Below are 18,359 nucleotides of genomic sequence, written 5' to 3'. Positions count from 1 at the left end.
TCGGGAGATCATGCTCTGGTAAACTAAATGGCCTAACGATTAACGACGCTTGTTGCAACCTAAGGTGGTTTTCCTCATTGAACCGTCATATCTATGGACTAGAACCCAAATAATGGCGACAAGAAAAGCGCTAAATTCCGCCAATGCTCGCGTTAGGCCGTCACTGTTAACAGCGAAAATAATTTGTAAAACAACCACTACCGCCAGAGCGTACTTAACCATCCAAATCCCTTTGCATTACTCCCCAAGCCATGCCAGTGATTATGATACAACTCGATTAAGATACGAAATTCCCTTTTCGACTAATTCATTGCAAAATCAACTATACCCAAACACTTTCACCTTGATAAAGAATCAAAAAGAGAGAAATCAACGAGACGGATAGACGGTTTTTATCCAATTTTTCACAGCTTGTCTTGATACTTTTATCCCACTGGTAAGAACATCAGGCGGCATCAGATAGTATCGAATAGGCCATTTAAATTTTTGCAGCCTCTGCTCTAGGCATTGGTTATATTGTGACGCCGATAACAACGTATCAGTCTGCAAGACCGCAACAGGACGATGACCAAACTCCATGTCTGGCACTGGAACCACAATCGCTTGAATCACACTTTCTATTTGGTTTAGGACGGCTTCAATTTCTTCACAGTGGATATTTTCTCCACCAGAGATAAATTGATTGTCTGCTCGGCCAATAATTCTCAGTTCACCATTTTGCCATTGACCAAGATCTTTACTATCAAACCAACCTTGTTGATCCACCAGCTTTGACAATTCACCTTGATAAAAATAGCCTGCAGCTAAAGTACTTCCCCCAATTAAAATCCGCTGATCTCTCAATTGAATTTTTCGATTAGCAAGAACTCGTCCTACCGTTGTCAGTTGATCCACTTGCTTCGCTGTCACTGTTGAAGCGGCTTCTGTCAATCCATAGCCAATCCAAGTTTCAATGCCATTCGCCTGTGCTTGTAATGCTAATTCTTGAGGGATATGACTTCCACCCAGTAAAACATGAGTTAATTCAAGCGTACGTTCTGAGACCAAAAGACGCTTTAGCTGAGTCACCACTAAGGAAGCATGAGTGACACCTTGAATGTCTTCTTCAAGTTTACCCTGCCCAATTTTTAGAATGGCTCCGGCCAGTAACCAACGATAAACAATGGCTAAGCCAGAAACATGATACAAAGGCAAAGAGAGCAACCAGGTGTCTTGATGACCAAACTGAATCACTTCAAGCAGGCCTTGTGCAGAAGCCAAGTGTTGGCTATGTCGATGAGCAACGGCTTTGGGAGAGCCCGTTGAGCCCGACGTAAATAGAATTGAAGCCAATGCGTGAGGCTGATATTGAATTGGGCAATGCGCTTGACAAGAAGTTTGAGAAGAGCTCGCTTGCCCCCTATCCTCTGGCAGTGTCAACACCTTGGCATCCAGCAATAATCGCTGTTGAGATGAGTAGGTACTTACCATATCGTCGGCAAACCAAATAAAACGCTTTTGATCATTGCGATATACTGACTGACACTTTTCTTGCAACGCTTGAAAAGGCTGCGGCATCGTCAATGCGACCATCACCCCCATCTGCTGAGCCGCTAGATAAAGCCAAAGTGTTTCGGGTTGATTCTTACCCACTAACAGAATGGTATCTTTCCTTCGAACACCTTGCTGGCACAGAGCTTGAGCATAGTCATCCAATCTTATAGAAAGTATTTGCCAAGTCAGTGACTGCTCACCCACTTTGAGCGCAATCGAATCTGATTTGTGTTTAGCCCAAAAGCGCCAAGGGGCTTCATTGCAGAAAGACGGGTCTAAACGGAGCACCACACTAATTCCTGCTCATCAAAAGGGACAATAGGTAAATCAGATGTTGGCCAACCAATTTCAAGTTGAGCTTGATATAAACCGATGGTATCCAACCCTGGTAATTCGTAAGGCAATTGCCACTGAGCAAACCGAGCCAGTTGATTTAAGCCAAAGCTTGATTCAAGGCTAGAGCTAATTACCGCCTTAATACCTAGCGATTTGGCTTTTTCGATCAGTTGAATACAGAAACCTACATGGCCAATGAGCATCGGCTTAATAATAATGGTTTTGACACCCGTAAGATCTTCAAGATTGAAGTCTTTACGTCGAATCGCTTCTTGCAATGTTTCATCCCAAGCAATCGCAATCCCTGTATTAATCGCAAAGGATAAGCTGTCACCAGGAGAAAAGCAGGGCTCTTCGACATACGTAATACGATGCCGCAATGAAGGAGCAATATATTTGGCAAATTGCTGCGCTTTATCAAAGGTCCATGAACGATTGGCATCCAAGCGCAGTTGCAACTGAGGCACCGATTCTAAAAACAAATTCACCAACATACCATCACGGATCGGTTCATAGAGGCCGACTTTGACCTTCGCGACTTTTTCCCCTTCCATGGTATTCAATTTAGCTATCAGTTCATCTGGATCCCCGGTACACAACGGGGCGCATTGATACTTACCACTCGTTGGTAAACCACCTTGCAGTTCTAATAATGCCATCGATAAACCAAATCCTACCGATGGGTGCATATGGTCATACTCAAGTGGCAAACGGGCGATCCACCTCTCTGCCTGTTCCTGCAGCTGAATCCCCGCTTGTTCTGTACTTTCAAGGCTAAAACCGGGCAAAGGCGCAATTTCGCCCCGGCCAATTCTATTGTTTTCAGACAGCTCGATGATAAAACCAACTCGTTCTACAAGCTTTTCTTCTCTAAGAATGACACCGCTGTCCATTGGTAAACGATAACGGTAGATCTTTGCTTTACGCATTATTTAAAACCTTATGTTATGCCCAAGCAACCTCAACTCAGGTCATTAATCTCGTACAAACCACCATCATATTAGGTGTAAGCCGATCGTATACCCAAGTGACCTCAAAATGCCTGATTCAGAGCGATGCCATTTGGGTATAAAACGAAGAAGGAGCACTGAGGCTCCTTCATTCTTAGTTATGGGTTTCGTGGAAACTTATTAAAGTCTGGGCGGCGCTTTTCATTGAATGCATTACGCCCTTCTTGCCCTTCGTCAGTCATGTAAAATAACATCGTGGCATTACCTGCTAACTCTTGTAATCCTGCTTGCCCATCACAATCAGCATTCAGTGCTGCTTTCAAGCAACGCAAAGCCATAGGGCTATGTTGTAACACTTCGCGACACCAACGAACGGTTTCTCTTTCCAGTGCTTCAAGCGGCACAACAGTGTTAACTAAGCCCATTTCTAATGCCTCTTGTGCATCGTAAAATCGACAAAGGAACCAAATTTCACGCGCTTTCTTCTGACCAACAATTCGTGCCATATAAGAAGCTCCCCAACCACCATCAAAAGAACCCACTTTAGGCCCAGTCTGACCAAACTGTGCATTCTCTGCGGCGATGGTTAAATCACACATCATATGTAAAACATGTCCACCACCCACAGCCCAGCCAGCGACGGCCGCAATGACTGGCTTGGGACATGTTCTTATATCTCTCTGAAAGTCAAGGATATTCAAATGGTGCGTTCCTTGCTCGTCTTTATAACCGCCATAATCACCACGAATTTTCTGATCACCACCAGAACAGAAAGCATCTTCACCTAAACCAGTAAGAATGATGACACCGACTGCAGAGTCATACCTTGCGTCAGCCAATGCACTCATCATCTCTTTCACTGTTTGAGGGCGAAATGCATTACGTACCTGAGGACGGGCGATGGTAATCTTAGCAATACCATCAAGTGACTTATGGTAATGAATGTCTTCATACTCTCTGCTAAAGTCCACCCATTCTACTGGTGCGTAAAGCTCTTGTTCAGAAATACCTACTGTTTTGGCCATCGTGTTTTCCATTGTCTTGTTGAACTCACGCAATGTGAGCGTGAATAACCTGGTTGATATACCTCGAAAATGCATTGGGTTGCTCTTGATGCACATTGTGACCAGATTGGCCAATTCGATGATAATTCAACCCACTTTTCTCTGCCATCTGACTAAACTTCTGATCTTTTGCGCCACAGATGTAGTAAAGAGGGACGCTTTGTTTTTGCAGTGCTGGCAATAAATAAGATTGCTTAGCCAAAGACGTCGCAAGCAGCATACTCGCCACTGAAGTACCAAGGTTAGCACTTCGCTTGGTAATAAAGATTTGTCTTTGCTCATCATTTAATGAAGAAAACACCGGTTGTTGGTACCAATCGTCCAAAACACACGCAATCGGCTCTGCTCTAAAGCGCTGAGCCCACCGCTCGTCGTAAATTAACCGCGCTTCTTTTTCGGACTGATGCTTTAAGCCGAAGTTCCCTCCCTCAATAAAAGTGGCTTTGATGTTGAGCTCAGAAAACGCCCCCTCCACTAGGCCCTGCATAACGACACGAGCTCCCATAGAATAAGCAATCAAGACTAATGGCTGCTGGTCAGAAACCAGTGACGACAAGGTGGTGTAAATTAACTCACAACAATGTATCAAATTGTGACATACCACCGATTTACTTTGACCATGCCCAGGAAGATCAATCACTATTTGTTCATAGCATGAAAACCTTGGTAGGCATTCTTCCCAGTCCTTTCCAGAGCCGAGAAATCCATGCAAAAAAACTAACGTAGGTTTGTTGGTTTTACCATCTAATGAATGAGTTAGCGCTTGCTCAGATCGCCGTTCAAAATAAAGCATGTAATTTGGAATTGAATGTTTGTAATTGTATTGATGCTTGATCGGCAGGTGTTTGCACCTCAACCAATAAGGCTCCTTGGCCAAAAGCAAGGTGCTCATCAACCACAGATTGATATTCCATCATTGAGCGAGGTTGTGCATAACCTAATCCAAACTGCTTCGCGGCAGATTCAAAGGTATAGCCGTGTGGCATTTGATAATAGGTTTCTCGATGCTCCTCTGGTACCGGAAGTAAGCTAAAAATCGCGCCGCCATCATTGTTAGTAATGACGATAACCGTAGCGAGATCACTGTGACTGAATAACGCCAGTGAATTAAGCCCATACAAGGCTGATGTATCACCGATAAACATCAACAAAGGCTTTTGACGAGCGCGCTGGACACCATTTGCCGTGGCAAAGATCCCATCAATCCCTGAAGCACCTCGATTGGTGAAGACTTGAACCTGATTCAAATAACCAAACATATCGACCAAGCGCACAAATAAACTATTACCAATAAACAGATCGGCATTTGGCGCGTTATTGAGACGTGATGAGAGATCCATCGCTAAGGCAATTTCACTTAACTCTTGCCCTGCTTCACAACGCCACTGCCTTAAAAGTGGCAAAAGCTTATCTTGCAACTGTAGAGCCAGCGGATCAGCCCAGCCGGAATAATGAGAAAAACAATGAGATGTACGCTGCACCCAAGTGCTAGGCTGCTCAACCCAATGAGACTGTGGCAAATGATTGGGATTATCTCTATCTAGCCGAGAAGAGACATACCAATAAGAAACATCACGGTGATTTTGGTTATTTAAAACGTGTTGAGCAATCCAGTAAGTCAATCGCTTAGAAATAATACGGCTACCAAATTGCACCACTAAATCGCAATCATCAAGCTGTTGAGCAAATCCAGAGCACTGAAGCCATAAGTCAAAATGAGCCCAATTGGAACTGACACCACTTTGCGGGTCAGCAAGAACAGGCCACCCCATCGCCTGAGCAAACTCCAACGCGGCCTGAGCTTGTTCTAACGGCAAGCTGCCAATTACAACGAGACCTTTTTTATACGAAAAATCAGGGATATCACATACAGCCCTTGCTTCAAAGCGCTTACAGTACGTTGAGCTGGCTTGTTTCCAATGAGAAACACTGCCAAGATATTCAAAAAAGTCCGCTTTATCATTATCAGAATATAAAGGTTCAGGATACGCACAATTAATATGGACAGCCCCCCCTGAATGACGTTGAGTAAACATAACATCATCAATGGAGGTTAATAACCAATTCAATGATATGGATAATGTCGGGCTTGGTAAATTAAGGCTATTAGATACATGGTGGGAAAAAATGCCTTGCTGATTTATCGCTTGATTAGCACCACAGCCCACCAATTCAACGGGTCTATCTGCCGTCAGAATAACGAGCTGTTCTCCCGTTAACTTAGCTTCTGCAATAGCAGGCAGCAGGTTCGCGACAGCCGTTCCAGAAGTCACAATAACCGCAACGGGCTCACTACTGGCTTTCGCTAAACCCAATGCTAAAAAGCCTAATCCGCGTTCATCAAAATGACGGTGGCTCGTCACGTTAGTCTTCTGTGCCGCTTCTAGCGTTAATGGTGTGGATCGCGAGCCTGGAGCAATGCAAATATGCTTAACACCGAAACGGCACAATTCTGTCATTAGCGTATCAGACCAGATACGGTTTACTACCGCGCTATCAGCTTTCATGGTATTCCCTAGCTGACGTAGATTCTGAAATAAGAGTCAGTAATGTAGACGTTTTTTTCTCTAATTCTGCCCACTCTTGTTCTGCAATAGAACCCGGAACAATCCCAGCTCCAGCAAATAATTGTACGCTACCCTCCATGACCAAAGCACTTCTGATTGCCACACAAAATTGTGCAGACTCATGACTAAGATAACCGATGGAGCCCGCATACCAACCACGAGAAAAAGGTTCGTTATTTAAAATAAATTGCATGGAGGATTGACGAGGTAAACCTGCCACTGCTGCCGTTGGCTGTAATGCTGCGAGTAATTGAACACCATTAATTTCGGGCTTCAGCGTGACTTCAATGCGTCGCCTTAGGTGCTGCACTTGCTTTAAGCGCACCAAACTTGGGTTTGACTCGACATCAATAGTCTCGATATAAGGAGATAAACTCTCTACGATATCGTCAACAACATACTGATTTTCTTTTAGGTTTTTAACATCTTGGGTTAACCAATTCGCAAAAGCATTGTCTTGCGCTGCGTTGTCACCACGACCGACCGTTCCTGCCAACGCTTCAGTCTTTAAAGTACGACCCACACGAGAATAAAGCCGTTCAGGTGTGGAACCAATAAAGCTCTGCTGACGGTTCAAACTGAGTAAGAAATGGAAGCTATCATGATTATGTATGGTGCTTGATTTCAACAGCTGAGCCGCGCTGAGAGAGGAATCCAATTTGAGAGTAGATTGGCGAGCTAATACCACTTTTTTAAACTGATGCTGACCAATCTCAGCTAGGGCTTGTTCAACCAATCTTTGCCATTCAAATCGATTAGGAGAATGCTTAATCGAACAAATCGATGTGTTCACAGCAGTCAGCTCCGTTACATCAGCGATGAGCTGACGTAGATCCTCAATAGTACTCGCATTATCCCCTGACAAGTTTACCGCTAAAGACCAACGATTTTGGCGTCGAATCAATTCAATTTTCGGTAAAAAAAACCAGGCCGACTGATTAAGATTAGATTGTGTTTTTAGATGATCAAACCCACACCCACCCCACACTCGCTGCCCAGAACTGAGCATGGCATAAGCTGGACCAGGCTCATCAAACGTATGATGCTGACCTAATGCCACGACCTCTTCATAGGAGTTACGTGATTGCCAGTAGAATTTAGGGAACAGCGGCTGTGCTTCTAACCAATCTAGAAGTTCAAAACATGGCGGCTCATTCATGCTCTCGACAATGCGTGTTATCTCATCGTCTGCGACTTCAATGCGCTGAATAAGAGACTGTACGACCTGATCAAATGATGACAAATTAACCTCTATATTTGTGAGGGTAAATAAGTAATGGTGGCTACTCTAATTTTAGACCTTACAAAAATCAAGGTTACTTGGCATTTTTTGTAAAACGCTTTTTTAAGAGCGAATAAAATATAGACACTAGAGGGATAATTTGTAGATTTTTATTCTAAAAATATTGAATCTACGGTACGTTAAGAAAGATACAAATGAATATTTAGGAATCGACCAATGGAAAATATCGGGATGTCGTCCAAACTCGACAATGTCTGCTACGACATTAGGGGGCCTGTACTTAAACATGCTAAACGTATGGAAGAAGAGGGGCATAAAATCCTAAAGCTCAATATTGGTAACCCAGCCCCTTTTGGCTTTGACGCTCCAGATGAGATTCTCGTCGATGTAATCCGCAACTTGCCAACGTCTCAAGGTTACTGTGATTCCAAAGGCATTTACTCGGCACGTAAAGCTGTCGTACAACATTACCAACGCAAAGGTCTGCGATCTCTTGATGTGGAAGACGTCTATATTGGTAATGGCGTTTCCGAGTTGATCGTCATGGCGATGCAAGCACTATTAAATAATGGTGATGAGCTGCTCATTCCTGCTCCCGACTATCCACTTTGGACCGCCTCGGTTGCACTGTCTGGTGGTACCCCTGTCCACTATATTTGTGATGAAAGCTCAGATTGGTATCCAGACCTCGACGATATTAAGAAAAAAATCACGCCCAAAACACGTGGTATTGTTCTGATCAACCCTAACAACCCTACTGGCGCGGTATACAGCCGAGATTTCCTACTTGAGGTCATTGAGATTGCACGCCAACATAAACTGATCATTTTCGCCGATGAGATTTATGACAAAGTACTTTACGATGGCGCAACTCACACTTCTATAGCAACGCTCACTGAAGACGTCTTAGTCGTTACTTTTAATGGCCTGTCTAAAGCGTATCGTGTTTGTGGCTTCCGTGGTGGCTGGATGTTCCTTACGGGTCCAAAACATCAAGCACAAGGCTATATCAGCGGTCTAGAATTGCTCTCTTCGATGCGTTTGTGTGCCAATGTTCCCATGCAGCATGCGATTCAGACCGCTCTTGGGGGCTACCAAAGTATCAATGAATTAATTTTGCCCGGTGGACGTTTGCTCGAACAACGTAACCGAGCTTATGAGCTGATCACTCAGATTCCTGGTATCTCATGTGTTAAGCCTAAGGGAGCGATGTATCTGTTCCCTAAGATTGATACAAAAATGTACAATATCAAAGATGACCAGCAGATGATCTTAGACTTTTTAAAACAAGAAAAAGTGCTCTTAGTTCAAGGCTCTGGCTTTAATTGGCCAAAACCAGACCACTTCCGTATCGTGACTTTACCACATGTCGAAGACCTAGAAGTGGCGATCGGTCGATTCGAACGTTTCTTATCAACTTACCGTCAGTAGTAATCAAGCCCGATCTTTCATATGCTTATAGGGACTCAACTTGAGTCCCTTTTTTAATTACTCGTTGAGGCTATTAAGCCACATAAACACATGTCACGGCGATTTAAAGACATGAATGAGAGTTGGAGGTAACATGAAAGAAAGTCACTTTTTTGCGCATTTAGCCAGAATGAAGCTGATCCAACGTTGGCCATTAATGCGCTCCGTTTCCTCAGAAAATGTGTCCGAGCACAGCTTGCAAGTTGCTTTTGTCGCTCATGCTCTCGCACTGATTAAAAATAAAAAGTTTGGCGGTAAACTCAATCCAGAACGTATTGCTCTCCTCGCTATGTACCATGATTCAAGCGAAGTATTGACTGGTGATATGCCCACACCCGTCAAATATTACAACCCAGACATAGCCAAAGAGTACAAAAAAATAGAATCTGCCGCAGAGCAAAAACTGCTATCGATGCTCCCCGAAGAATTTCAGCAAGATTTCGAACCTTATCTTCTCTCAGATTCTGCTCACCCAGATGACGCCAAAATAGTGAAACAAGCCGACTCCATTTGTGCTTATCTAAAATGCCTTGAAGAACTCAGTACTGGTAACCACGAGTTTGCTTTGGCCAAAAAGCGACTTGATGTAACTTTAGAGCAAGGTAAAACCCCTGAAATGAGCTACTTCTTACAGACCTTTGCATCAAGTTTTGAGCTTTCCCTCGATGAAATCAGTTAAAGAGCGTTGACTTTTCCTAAGGGTTTAGAAATGTTCGACTATCAATAGTGAATAATCAAAAGTCAAAAATCAGATATTGTTTAAGTACTGGAGAATAACGTGTCGTTTGAATTAGATCCCGTATGGCAGGAACGCCATGATGATGAACATAAAATTCGCCGTGACGATCATCGCAGTCCATTCCAGAGAGACCGCGCGAGGATCCTCCATTCTGCGGCTTTTCGTCGTTTACAAGCCAAAACCCAAGTCCATGGTAATAGCTTGGAAGACTTTCATCGTTCACGCCTAACTCACTCTTTAGAAGCGGCACAACTTGGCACGGGTATTGTCGCCCAATTGAAGAAAAAACAGCCCGATTTTGTCCCTCTACTGCCGTCAGACAGTTTAATCGATTCAATCTGCCTCGCCCACGATATTGGGCATCCTCCTTATGGTCATGGTGGTGAAATCGCTCTAAATTACATGATGCGTTCGGATGGTGGCTTTGAGGGCAATGCTCAAACCTTCCGAATTGTGACAAAATTAGAGCCTTATACCGAACACTTTGGCATGAATCTGTCACGGCGTACCTTACTTGGCCTAATCAAATACCCCGCCTTACTCAGTCAGACCCGAGCAGTTCATCAGCCCAAACCTGTTGAACACCAACGCCAGTTGAAAGCCAAAGATTGGAGCCCTGCCAAGGGCATCTACGACTGTGATAAAGCCCTATTTGATTGGGTCACCGAACCTCTGTCTGATAATGACCAAACGTTACTTGGTCAGATGCGCCAACACTCTGATAGCCCCATGAAGCACCATAAGACACGCTTTAAGTCTTTAGATTGCTCAATTATGGAACTGGCTGATGACATCGCTTATGGTGTCCATGATTTAGAAGATGCGATTGTTTTAGGCATGGTTACCCAGCAACAATGGCAAGAGGGCGCAGCGTCGAAGCTAGCCTGCTGTGGTGATGTATGGTTTGAAGCGCATTGCGACTCTCTTGGCGCAATGTTATTCAGTGGCCAACATCACCAACGGAAGGATGCCATTGGTGGGATGGTGAATGCGTTACTCACTAGTATTTCTATTCAACCAACGTCAGCCAACTTTGATAGCCCAATGCTGTCTTGGAACGCTCAGTTGTCTCCGGCCATGAACAAAGCCCTCGATATTCTGAAACACTTTGTAAACCAGTACGTTATCCAAGTTCATCCTGTTCAGGTTATGGAGTATAAAGGACAGCAGATCATCATGGATTTATTTGAAGCACTCAGTGCGGACCCTGAACGTTTATTACCTGAACAAACACAACAAACCTGGCAACAGGCAAATAATAAAAGCCAAAAAATGCGAGTGATTGCTGACTATATTTCCTCGATGACTGATGGTCATGCCCAAAGATTTCATCGTCAGTTATTTTCTTCCATCATTTTATAATCACAGTTTTACAGCAATAGTTTCGTAGAAACAGTTTTATTACAAAAGCTTTATAAGCACGACTGGACATACCTAGGCTGAGTATTAAACGGCCATTTTCAGAAACTCTTCAATAATGGTTATTTGAGTATTGATACCCAAATAACCTCAAAGTGCTGTGTTCAGCGAGATAACCTTAGCTCTCAGGCGCGGCGATGATTCGAAGATATCTTGGTTCTACATTGGAGAATCGTTAACAAATAACGTTAACCTTTGAGATAATTACGCTCAAAAACACCTGGTGGCATTTGAGAGATTTGAAATTCAATCATTTTTTCGAAGGCATTCATTAATGGCGAAAAATCCTGATTAGGCTCAAGCAGACCCAATGCATGATAGCCCGCCTCTACGGTAGAAAGACTATTTTCTGTCGGTGCTTTACGAATCGTATAATGGCCTTTCAAATCAACAGGCAACCCAACCGTCGGAATGGAATGTAAATTGGTTGAAAGCTGCCACATTTTATAGGCTTTCTTCCATGTGCCATCTAATAAGATTAAGCGCACTTTTTTGTTTGCTGTCTTTTTCGTTTGATTCCATTGCGAGAGGCAAATTGATCTTTCCGATGGGTATAAAATCATATGCTGATAATCCGAGTCTGCTAATAACACGTTCAGCACCGAATCATCAGAAAAATCTTCTCCCACTATGCAGGTACAATGATTTAAACTTAGGTTTAAGATCCTTGCGGTACCAAGTGGCCGGTTTTCTTCACTGATATGCTGAAGAATGATAAGTTCCACCTGATTAGCAAGGGGGACAATCCACTGACAAATACACGACTTATGTGATTTGCCACATTGAGAACAATAACGAGACATTAAGTGAGCCTTTATATTGTGCTGAGCCTACTCAGCGTTATCTGCTTAATACTGCAATTTGAACCCATGACAAGCTGGAGTGAATGGCACCTTGATCACATCCATCATGGAGAGTGGTGGCGAATCGTAACAGGAAACCTCACCCATACCAACCTCGCCCACTTGGCAGTAAACATCGCTGCACTTTGGATAATTGCGTTTTTCTTTCGGCCAACCTCGCGTAATTTTACCATAGTTTTCATCACGCTTTGTGCCATTGTTGGATTTTTTAATTTGTTCACCACTTTATCTATCTATGTTGGCTTATCAGGGGTTCTACACGGATTATTTGGTTACTGGGCGTTAAAAGAAGTGTTTGCTGGTAGAAAAAGCAGTATTTTTCTAGTTGGAGCACTCATTGCCAAAGTGGCATGGGAACAATGCTTCGGCCCATCGGTCAGTACCACCGAACTCATCAGTGCTGATGTGGCTATTGAGGCGCACTTATCCGGTGCGATGGGTGGATTGGGTATGGCTTTGCTAGAAAAAGTCACACGCCGCCATATTTTTGGTTAAAAAGTATTGGTTAAAAGAAAAAATACCCAAGCCCCTATAAAGCTCCCATGAAAAAGGCTTTAAAGTTCCCTTGGGTATGTTACTCATCAAGTCTATCTATAATAGACAAAGATTAAAGAAGGATTCGCCCTTCGTTTTTCTTGATCGTCGCTGCACCGATGCCTTTCACATTGGTCAGATCCGCTGCAGCTTTAAAAGGCCCAAACTCATTGCGATAATCAACAATCTCCTGAGCTTTCTTTTCACCAATGCCTTTTAATAGAGTGGCAATTTCTTCCGCAGATGCTGTATTTACATTTACGGTAATCTCAATACCTTCGTACTTACCATTATTAGACGCTGTCGAATTACTTTCGCTTTCAGCAGCAAGTCCTATTGATGAAAAGAAGGCTACACATGCCATTAATATCCATTTCATTTCAAAAAGCTTCCTTTGAGTAGTTGACTATAAGTCATTGAATTAATGTATTCCCTGTTAATGTCATCTTCAGTCTATGTTTCGGCCATTCTAAGAAAGAGAAAGGCATAAAAACCTGCATAAAATGACAAAGATTACTCTAAGTACACCTGACTAAAGGTAAAAGTGATTTGAGATAGAAATGAAACGGACCGCGAATGCGGCCCGTCTTATCAAACATCTTAATTACATAATTAATGACTAGTTGCTCACAGCGTAGTAAACAATTTCTGTATTTCCACGTAACGCATTGATGATTGAAGATAGATCTTGTTGAGAAGAAGTACGTTGCATTTGCATTGCCACTTGCTCTTCTAGAGCAGTGTCTAGTTTTGCTTTCACTTCATCAAGCTGGATAATAACAACGTTACCCGTCATATCTTTCGTTTGACCGTAAACTGGCTTACCGTCAACAGGCTTCGGCATGGCAAATACCGCTTGTGCTAAAGGTGCACGACGATCAACTGATTCAATGTCTCCGAAAGCCAGTTTATTGGCTGCGAGTACGGCTTCATCACCTTGTTTAAGACCATCAACAACTTTAGTTGCCAATGCCGCTGCTTCTTTTTCCGCTTTATCACGAGATAGATCAGCAACAACCTGCGCTTTCACTTCTTCAAGAGGTAAAACTGTTTCAGGACGAACGTCTTCCACTCGAACAACAACAATGTGCTCTGGTGATACTTCGATAGCTTCTGAGTTTAGACCGTCTTCTTTAACTTCTGGACTCATAATCGCTTGCATGACCGCAGGTGATTTCAGTAGCTCAGGCGCATTCACTTCAGAAATAAAGTCAGTCGTTTGTACTGTTTGCCCAACTTCTTTTGAAGCATCTTCTAGAGAATCTGGGAACTCAAACGCAACAGTTTCCAGTTTACCTTGTAACTCATAGAATTGATCAATTGCTTGCTGGTCAACGAGCTCTTGTTTAATCTCGGCCGCAACTTCAGAGTAAGGTTTGGTTACTGAATCCTTTAATTCTTCTAGCTTGATGATGTGGAAACCGAAGTCTGATTGGACAAGACCAGATGTCTCTCCCACTTGTTGAAGAGCAAATGCTGCTTCTTCAAATTTAGGATCCATCACATCACGCTCAATGAAGCCAAGATCACCGCCGTTTTCAGCGCTGCCAAAATCATTCGACTTCTCTTTCGCTAAAGTAGCAAAATCAGCACCAGCGTTCAGCTCATCCAAAACGGCTTGAGCTTTTGCTTCATCTTCGCCTTCAATAAGAATATGAGCAACACGACGCTGTTCTTCCGTTGAGTACTTGTCGAGGTTCTCATCGTAGTACTGTTTCGCATCTTCATCAGAAACATTGATTTGCTTTTTCAATGCCGCCGCTGACAATTCAATGTAAGAAACCTTAACTTGCTCTGGACGAGTAAACTTCTGTGGGTTCTCGGCATAGAAAGTCTGAATCTCTTCATCCGTTAACTTAACATCTTTTGCGTATTTCGCTAAATCGATGGTTATCGTACGGATATCACGAGTTTGGATATAAAGCTTACCTTCAGCTTGAACTTCGCCTGGTAGTGCAAAGTCACTCGTCTGTAAGGCGTTAACTAGCTGTTGACGAACAAGATCACGACGCAAATACTCAGCAAAAGAGTCTGGCGTGTACCCAACTCTACGCAACGTTGCTTGATAAATATCTTGGTTAAACTTGCCATCAACTTGAAACTCAGGAAGTTCCAGAATCAAGTCCCTAATTTGTTGGTCACTAATACGTAGTCCAAGTGCTTCCGCTTGTTGATCAAGCAGGACCTCGTTGATCATACGATCCAGCACTGACTTACGTAAAGATTCGACGTATTCAGGGTTAGCTAGCATTTGAGAGAAATAATCACCCAACTGTGATTGCATGCGGTTACGCTCGTTTTGGTAAGCCATTTCAAACTCACCACGAGCAATCTCTGTGTTACCCACTTTCGCTGCAGCATTGTTGCCGCCGCCAACAATGTAGCTACCTACACCAGCAAATACGAAAGATAGAATGATAACTCCAAGGATTATTTTGACTGCGATGCTGTTTACGCCTTCGCGTAGTCGATCCATCATAATTTAACGGCTCTCCAAAATTGAAGCTCTCGGCTTCCAATAGAAAAAGTATTACTACAATAGTATCAGAAAAAGAAATGCGCATCAGTAAGATGCGCATATTTTAATTCAGTTTGACTGTAAGTTTTGTCATTTATGTTCAGCACTGGCCATTTGAACCAAGATAAAACATCACTGCTTACCAATACATCCGCTTTTCTTCAATGAGACCAAGACGGTATGATCAAGATAAGCTGACAACTCAAGTCCTCAAGCTGATTAATTACAAGCGTCTTTTAGTGCTTTACCTGCTTTAAAAGAAGGGACCTTAGCTTCCGAAATTTGAATCGCTTCACCTGTTTTAGGGTTACGGCCAGTACGAGCAGCACGAGAGCGAACACTAAATGTACCGAAACCAACAAGAGCCACTTGATCACCAGATCGAAGTGTCTCTGTTACTGCTTCAACAAATGCGTCTAGAGCACGACCCGCTGAAGCTTTAGAAATATCAGCATTTTCTGCGATTTGTTCTACTAGTTGAGTTTTATTCACGATGTTTCCCCTTTCCGTCACCTATGGTTATTTTTTTGATGACCTACGTCCCATTGCAATGTCGTCCAATTGCAATAAATTGAGCTCAAACCGATACCACTAGAATGGTAGGCGCTATCGAGCATAAAGTAGCTTTCAAAAAAAACGCTGACAAGCCTTTTTAAACCTATCAGCGCAAAGTTTTATTTATTTTTGCTATTCATCACTGTTTTTGTGGTTCGAACTCAACCCCCATTGGGTTACGCTCCAATGCAACTTTAAGCACTTCATCAATCCACTGAACAGGGATAACTTGCAAGTCTGCAATGACGTTATCAGGAATTTCTTCAAGATCACGCTCGTTATCTTTAGGGATCAATACTGTCTTGATACCACCACGATGTGCTGCCAACAGCTTCTCTTTCAAGCCACCGATAGGTAATACTTCACCACGTAATGTGATCTCACCTGTCATGCCGACTTCAGCTTTCACAGGGTTGCCCGTCAAGCTTGATACTAGAGCAGTACACATAGCAATACCGGCACTTGGACCATCTTTTGGTGTTGCCCCTTCAGGAACATGAACGTGAATGTCACGCTTCTCATGAAAGTCAGTATTGATGCCTAACTTATCCGCACGAGAGCGCACAACGGTCATGGCTGCCTGAATTGACTCTTTCATCACATCGCCAAGCGACCCCGTTTGCGTAAGTTTGCCTTTACCCGGCATCGCTTCCGCTTCAATCGTTAGCAAATCTCCGCCTACTTGAGTCCAAGCTAAGCCTGTAACCTGCCCAATACGATTACTTTCATCTGCTTTACCGAAGTCATGACGCTGAACACCAAGGTACTCTTTCAAGTTATCCATCGTCACTGTCACCGACTTCAGGCTGCTATCAAGTAGGATATTTTTCACTGCTTTACGACAAATCTTAGAGATTTCACGCTCTAGACTACGGACACCCGCTTCTCGTGTGTAGTAGCGAATAATACCAATGATAGCCGAGTCTTCGATGGTGATTTCATTCGGTTTTAGGCCATTACGTTTCACTTGCTTATCGACCAAGTGACGCTTGGCAATATTGAGTTTTTCGTCTTCTGTGTAGCCAGATAAACGAATCACTTCCATACGGTCTAATAACGGTCCCGGAATGTCCATTGAATTCGATGTAGCAACAAACATGACGTCTGAAAGATCATAATCCACTTCGAGATAGTGATCGTTAAACGCATTATTTTGCTCAGGATCCAAGACTTCAAGCAGTGCTGAAGAAGGATCACCCCGCATGTCAGAAGACATTTTATCGATCTCATCCAACAGGAATAGCGGGTTTTTCACCCCAACTTTAGACATTTTTTGGATAAGTTTACCTGGCAAAGAGCCAATGTAAGTTCTTCGGTGACCACGAATCTCTGCTTCATCTCGCACGCCACCGAGCGCCATACGAGTGTATTTACGGCCTGTCGCAGCAGCAATAGAACGGCCAAGGGATGTTTTACCAACACCAGGAGGCCCCACAAGACAAAGTATTGGTCCTTTGAGTTTATTCACTCGATTTTGTACCGCAAGGTACTCAAGTATCCGCTCTTTGACACGCTCAAGGCCATAGTGGTCTTCGTTAAGGATTTCTTCAGCCTTGGCAAGGTTCTTCTTCACCTTAGAACGCTTGTTCCATGGCACACTTACCATCCAGTCAATATAGCTACGTACCACTGTCGCTTCCGCTGACATTGGTGACATCATTTTTAATTTTTGCAGCTCTTGCTCAGTTTTATGGCGAGCATCTTCTGGCATTTTCGACTCTTCAATTTTTTGTTTCAGAGTCTCAAATTCATCTGGCGCATCTTCCATTTCTCCCAGCTCTTTCTGAATGGCTTTCATTTGCTCGTTCAGATAATACTCACGCTGAGATTTTTCCATTTGCTTCTTCACGCGTCCACGGATGCGTTTTTCAACTTGAAGCAAATCGATTTCAGACTCCATCTGCCCCATTAGAAACTCTAAACGCTCGGTGACGTCAAAAACTTCAAGAACTTGCTGCTTATCAACCAATTTAAGTGGCATATGTGCAGCAATGGTATCCGCTAAGCGAGCAGCTTCATCAATTCCACCTAATGAAGTCAGCACTTCTGGCGGGATTTTCTTGTTCAGCTTAATAAAACCTTCAAACTGATTGATTGCGCTGCGAACAATAACCTCTTGCTCACGCTCATCCAATTCAGGTGTGACAACATATTCAGCTTCAGCAAGGAAAAACTCACTGTCTTTGAATTGTGTAATTTTCGCACGTTGCTGACCTTCAACAAGTACTTTTACCGTGCCATCAGGGAGCTTTAGCAACTGAAGGATGGTTGCCACAGTACCTACCGTAAATAAATCATCCTTAGTAGGCTCATCGGTATCAGCTTGCTTTTGTGCCACAAGCAGAACTTGTTTATTACTTTCCATTGCTGTTTCTAGACAGCTAATCGATTTCTCACGACCAACAAACAATGGGATAACCATGTGTGGGTAAACCACTACGTCACGTAGAGGTAGTACCGGGATCTCGATACGCTCGGAACGTTCCAAGTTCATATAATTCTCTCTTCCGCTTTCACGATTAACGTCTTACTTAATGCAGTATATGGGGCTTAATTGGTTGGATTCAA

General features: G+C 43.3%; 16 protein-coding genes. 4 read left to right on the top strand and 12 right to left on the bottom strand.

What is annotated here, in order from left to right:
- Positions 1-39: 39 nt before the first annotated feature.
- The 7 genes from BS333_RS04660 to BS333_RS04630 form a co-directional block, all read right to left on the bottom strand.
- A complete protein-coding gene (locus BS333_RS04660; RefSeq protein ID WP_021711177.1) occupies positions 40-222 on the bottom strand; it encodes a hypothetical protein in 183 nt (60 codons plus the stop codon).
- Positions 223-369: 147 nt separating this feature from the next.
- Entirely contained in the window at positions 370-1,821 is a 1,452-nt protein-coding gene (menE, locus tag BS333_RS04655; protein WP_033004318.1) for an o-succinylbenzoate--CoA ligase, read from the bottom strand.
- Entirely contained in the window at positions 1,809-2,798 is a 990-nt protein-coding gene (gene menC / locus BS333_RS04650; RefSeq protein WP_021711179.1) for an o-succinylbenzoate synthase, read from the bottom strand. Before menC ends, menE begins: the two co-directional genes overlap by 13 nt.
- A gap of 179 nt (positions 2,799-2,977) precedes the next feature.
- Positions 2,978-3,844, bottom strand: coding sequence for a 1,4-dihydroxy-2-naphthoyl-CoA synthase (gene menB / locus BS333_RS04645; RefSeq protein WP_033004314.1), 867 nt, complete (start codon positions 3,842-3,844; stop codon positions 2,978-2,980).
- A gap of 25 nt (positions 3,845-3,869) precedes the next feature.
- The gene (gene menH / locus BS333_RS04640; protein WP_021711181.1) at positions 3,870-4,676 is read right to left on the bottom strand and encodes a 2-succinyl-6-hydroxy-2,4-cyclohexadiene-1-carboxylate synthase; all 807 of its coding nucleotides are present in this window, start codon (positions 4,674-4,676) and stop codon (positions 3,870-3,872) included.
- On the bottom strand, positions 4,663-6,390 hold the full coding sequence (gene menD / locus BS333_RS04635) for a 2-succinyl-5-enolpyruvyl-6-hydroxy-3-cyclohexene-1-carboxylic-acid synthase (protein ID WP_021711182.1): 1,728 nt from the start codon (positions 6,388-6,390) through the stop codon (positions 4,663-4,665). The genes menH and menD overlap by 14 nt, the downstream gene beginning before the upstream one ends.
- The gene (locus tag BS333_RS04630; protein ID WP_021711183.1) at positions 6,380-7,693 is read right to left on the bottom strand and encodes an isochorismate synthase; all 1,314 of its coding nucleotides are present in this window, start codon (positions 7,691-7,693) and stop codon (positions 6,380-6,382) included. Before BS333_RS04630 ends, menD begins: the two co-directional genes overlap by 11 nt.
- Before the next feature lie 216 nt (positions 7,694-7,909).
- Here BS333_RS04630 and BS333_RS04625 point away from each other — a divergent pair, with 216 nt between their 5' ends.
- The 3 genes from BS333_RS04625 to BS333_RS04615 all read left to right on the top strand — a co-directional run bounded on the left by BS333_RS04625 (position 7,910) and on the right by BS333_RS04615 (position 11,264).
- Positions 7,910-9,124, top strand: coding sequence for a pyridoxal phosphate-dependent aminotransferase (locus tag BS333_RS04625; protein ID WP_021711184.1), 1,215 nt, complete (start codon positions 7,910-7,912; stop codon positions 9,122-9,124).
- 133 nt (positions 9,125-9,257) lie between these two features.
- A complete protein-coding gene (gene yfbR, locus BS333_RS04620) occupies positions 9,258-9,842 on the top strand; it encodes a 5'-deoxynucleotidase (RefSeq protein ID WP_021711185.1) in 585 nt (194 codons plus the stop codon).
- Between the two features lie 99 nt (positions 9,843-9,941).
- Positions 9,942-11,264 (top strand): anti-phage deoxyguanosine triphosphatase, encoded by a 1,323-nt coding sequence (locus BS333_RS04615; protein WP_021711186.1) that lies wholly within the window; start codon positions 9,942-9,944, stop codon positions 11,262-11,264.
- 245 nt (positions 11,265-11,509) lie between these two features.
- On the opposite strand, the gene BS333_RS04610 is transcribed toward BS333_RS04615, so the two are convergent.
- The gene (locus tag BS333_RS04610) at positions 11,510-12,124 is read right to left on the bottom strand and encodes a tRNA-uridine aminocarboxypropyltransferase (protein ID WP_021711187.1); all 615 of its coding nucleotides are present in this window, start codon (positions 12,122-12,124) and stop codon (positions 11,510-11,512) included.
- Positions 12,125-12,127: 3 nt separating this feature from the next.
- On the opposite strand from BS333_RS04610, the gene rrtA reads away from it, so the two are divergent.
- A complete protein-coding gene (gene rrtA / locus BS333_RS04605; RefSeq protein ID WP_021711188.1) occupies positions 12,128-12,679 on the top strand; it encodes a rhombosortase in 552 nt (183 codons plus the stop codon).
- Positions 12,680-12,791: 112 nt separating this feature from the next.
- Here the strand turns inward: rrtA and BS333_RS04600 are convergent, their stop codons facing one another.
- The 4 genes from BS333_RS04600 to lon form a co-directional block, all read right to left on the bottom strand.
- Positions 12,792-13,097, bottom strand: a complete 306-nt coding sequence (locus BS333_RS04600; RefSeq protein WP_021711189.1) for a ComEA family DNA-binding protein — start codon at positions 13,095-13,097, stop codon at positions 12,792-12,794.
- A gap of 240 nt (positions 13,098-13,337) precedes the next feature.
- Positions 13,338-15,197 (bottom strand): peptidylprolyl isomerase, encoded by a 1,860-nt coding sequence (gene ppiD / locus BS333_RS04595; protein ID WP_021711190.1) that lies wholly within the window; start codon positions 15,195-15,197, stop codon positions 13,338-13,340.
- 258 nt (positions 15,198-15,455) lie between these two features.
- Complete coding sequence (locus tag BS333_RS04590) at positions 15,456-15,728, bottom strand: HU family DNA-binding protein (RefSeq protein ID WP_021711191.1); 273 nt, start codon at positions 15,726-15,728, stop codon at positions 15,456-15,458.
- 202 nt (positions 15,729-15,930) lie between these two features.
- Positions 15,931-18,285, bottom strand: a complete 2,355-nt coding sequence (gene lon / locus BS333_RS04585) for an endopeptidase La (protein ID WP_021711192.1) — start codon at positions 18,283-18,285, stop codon at positions 15,931-15,933.
- Between the last annotated feature and the right edge of the window lie 74 nt (positions 18,286-18,359).

It is taken from the genome of Vibrio azureus (assembly GCF_002849855.1).
In the GTDB taxonomy this organism is placed as follows: domain Bacteria; phylum Pseudomonadota; class Gammaproteobacteria; order Enterobacterales; family Vibrionaceae; genus Vibrio; species Vibrio azureus.
This window is presented reverse-complemented; position numbering and strand designations above follow the sequence as displayed.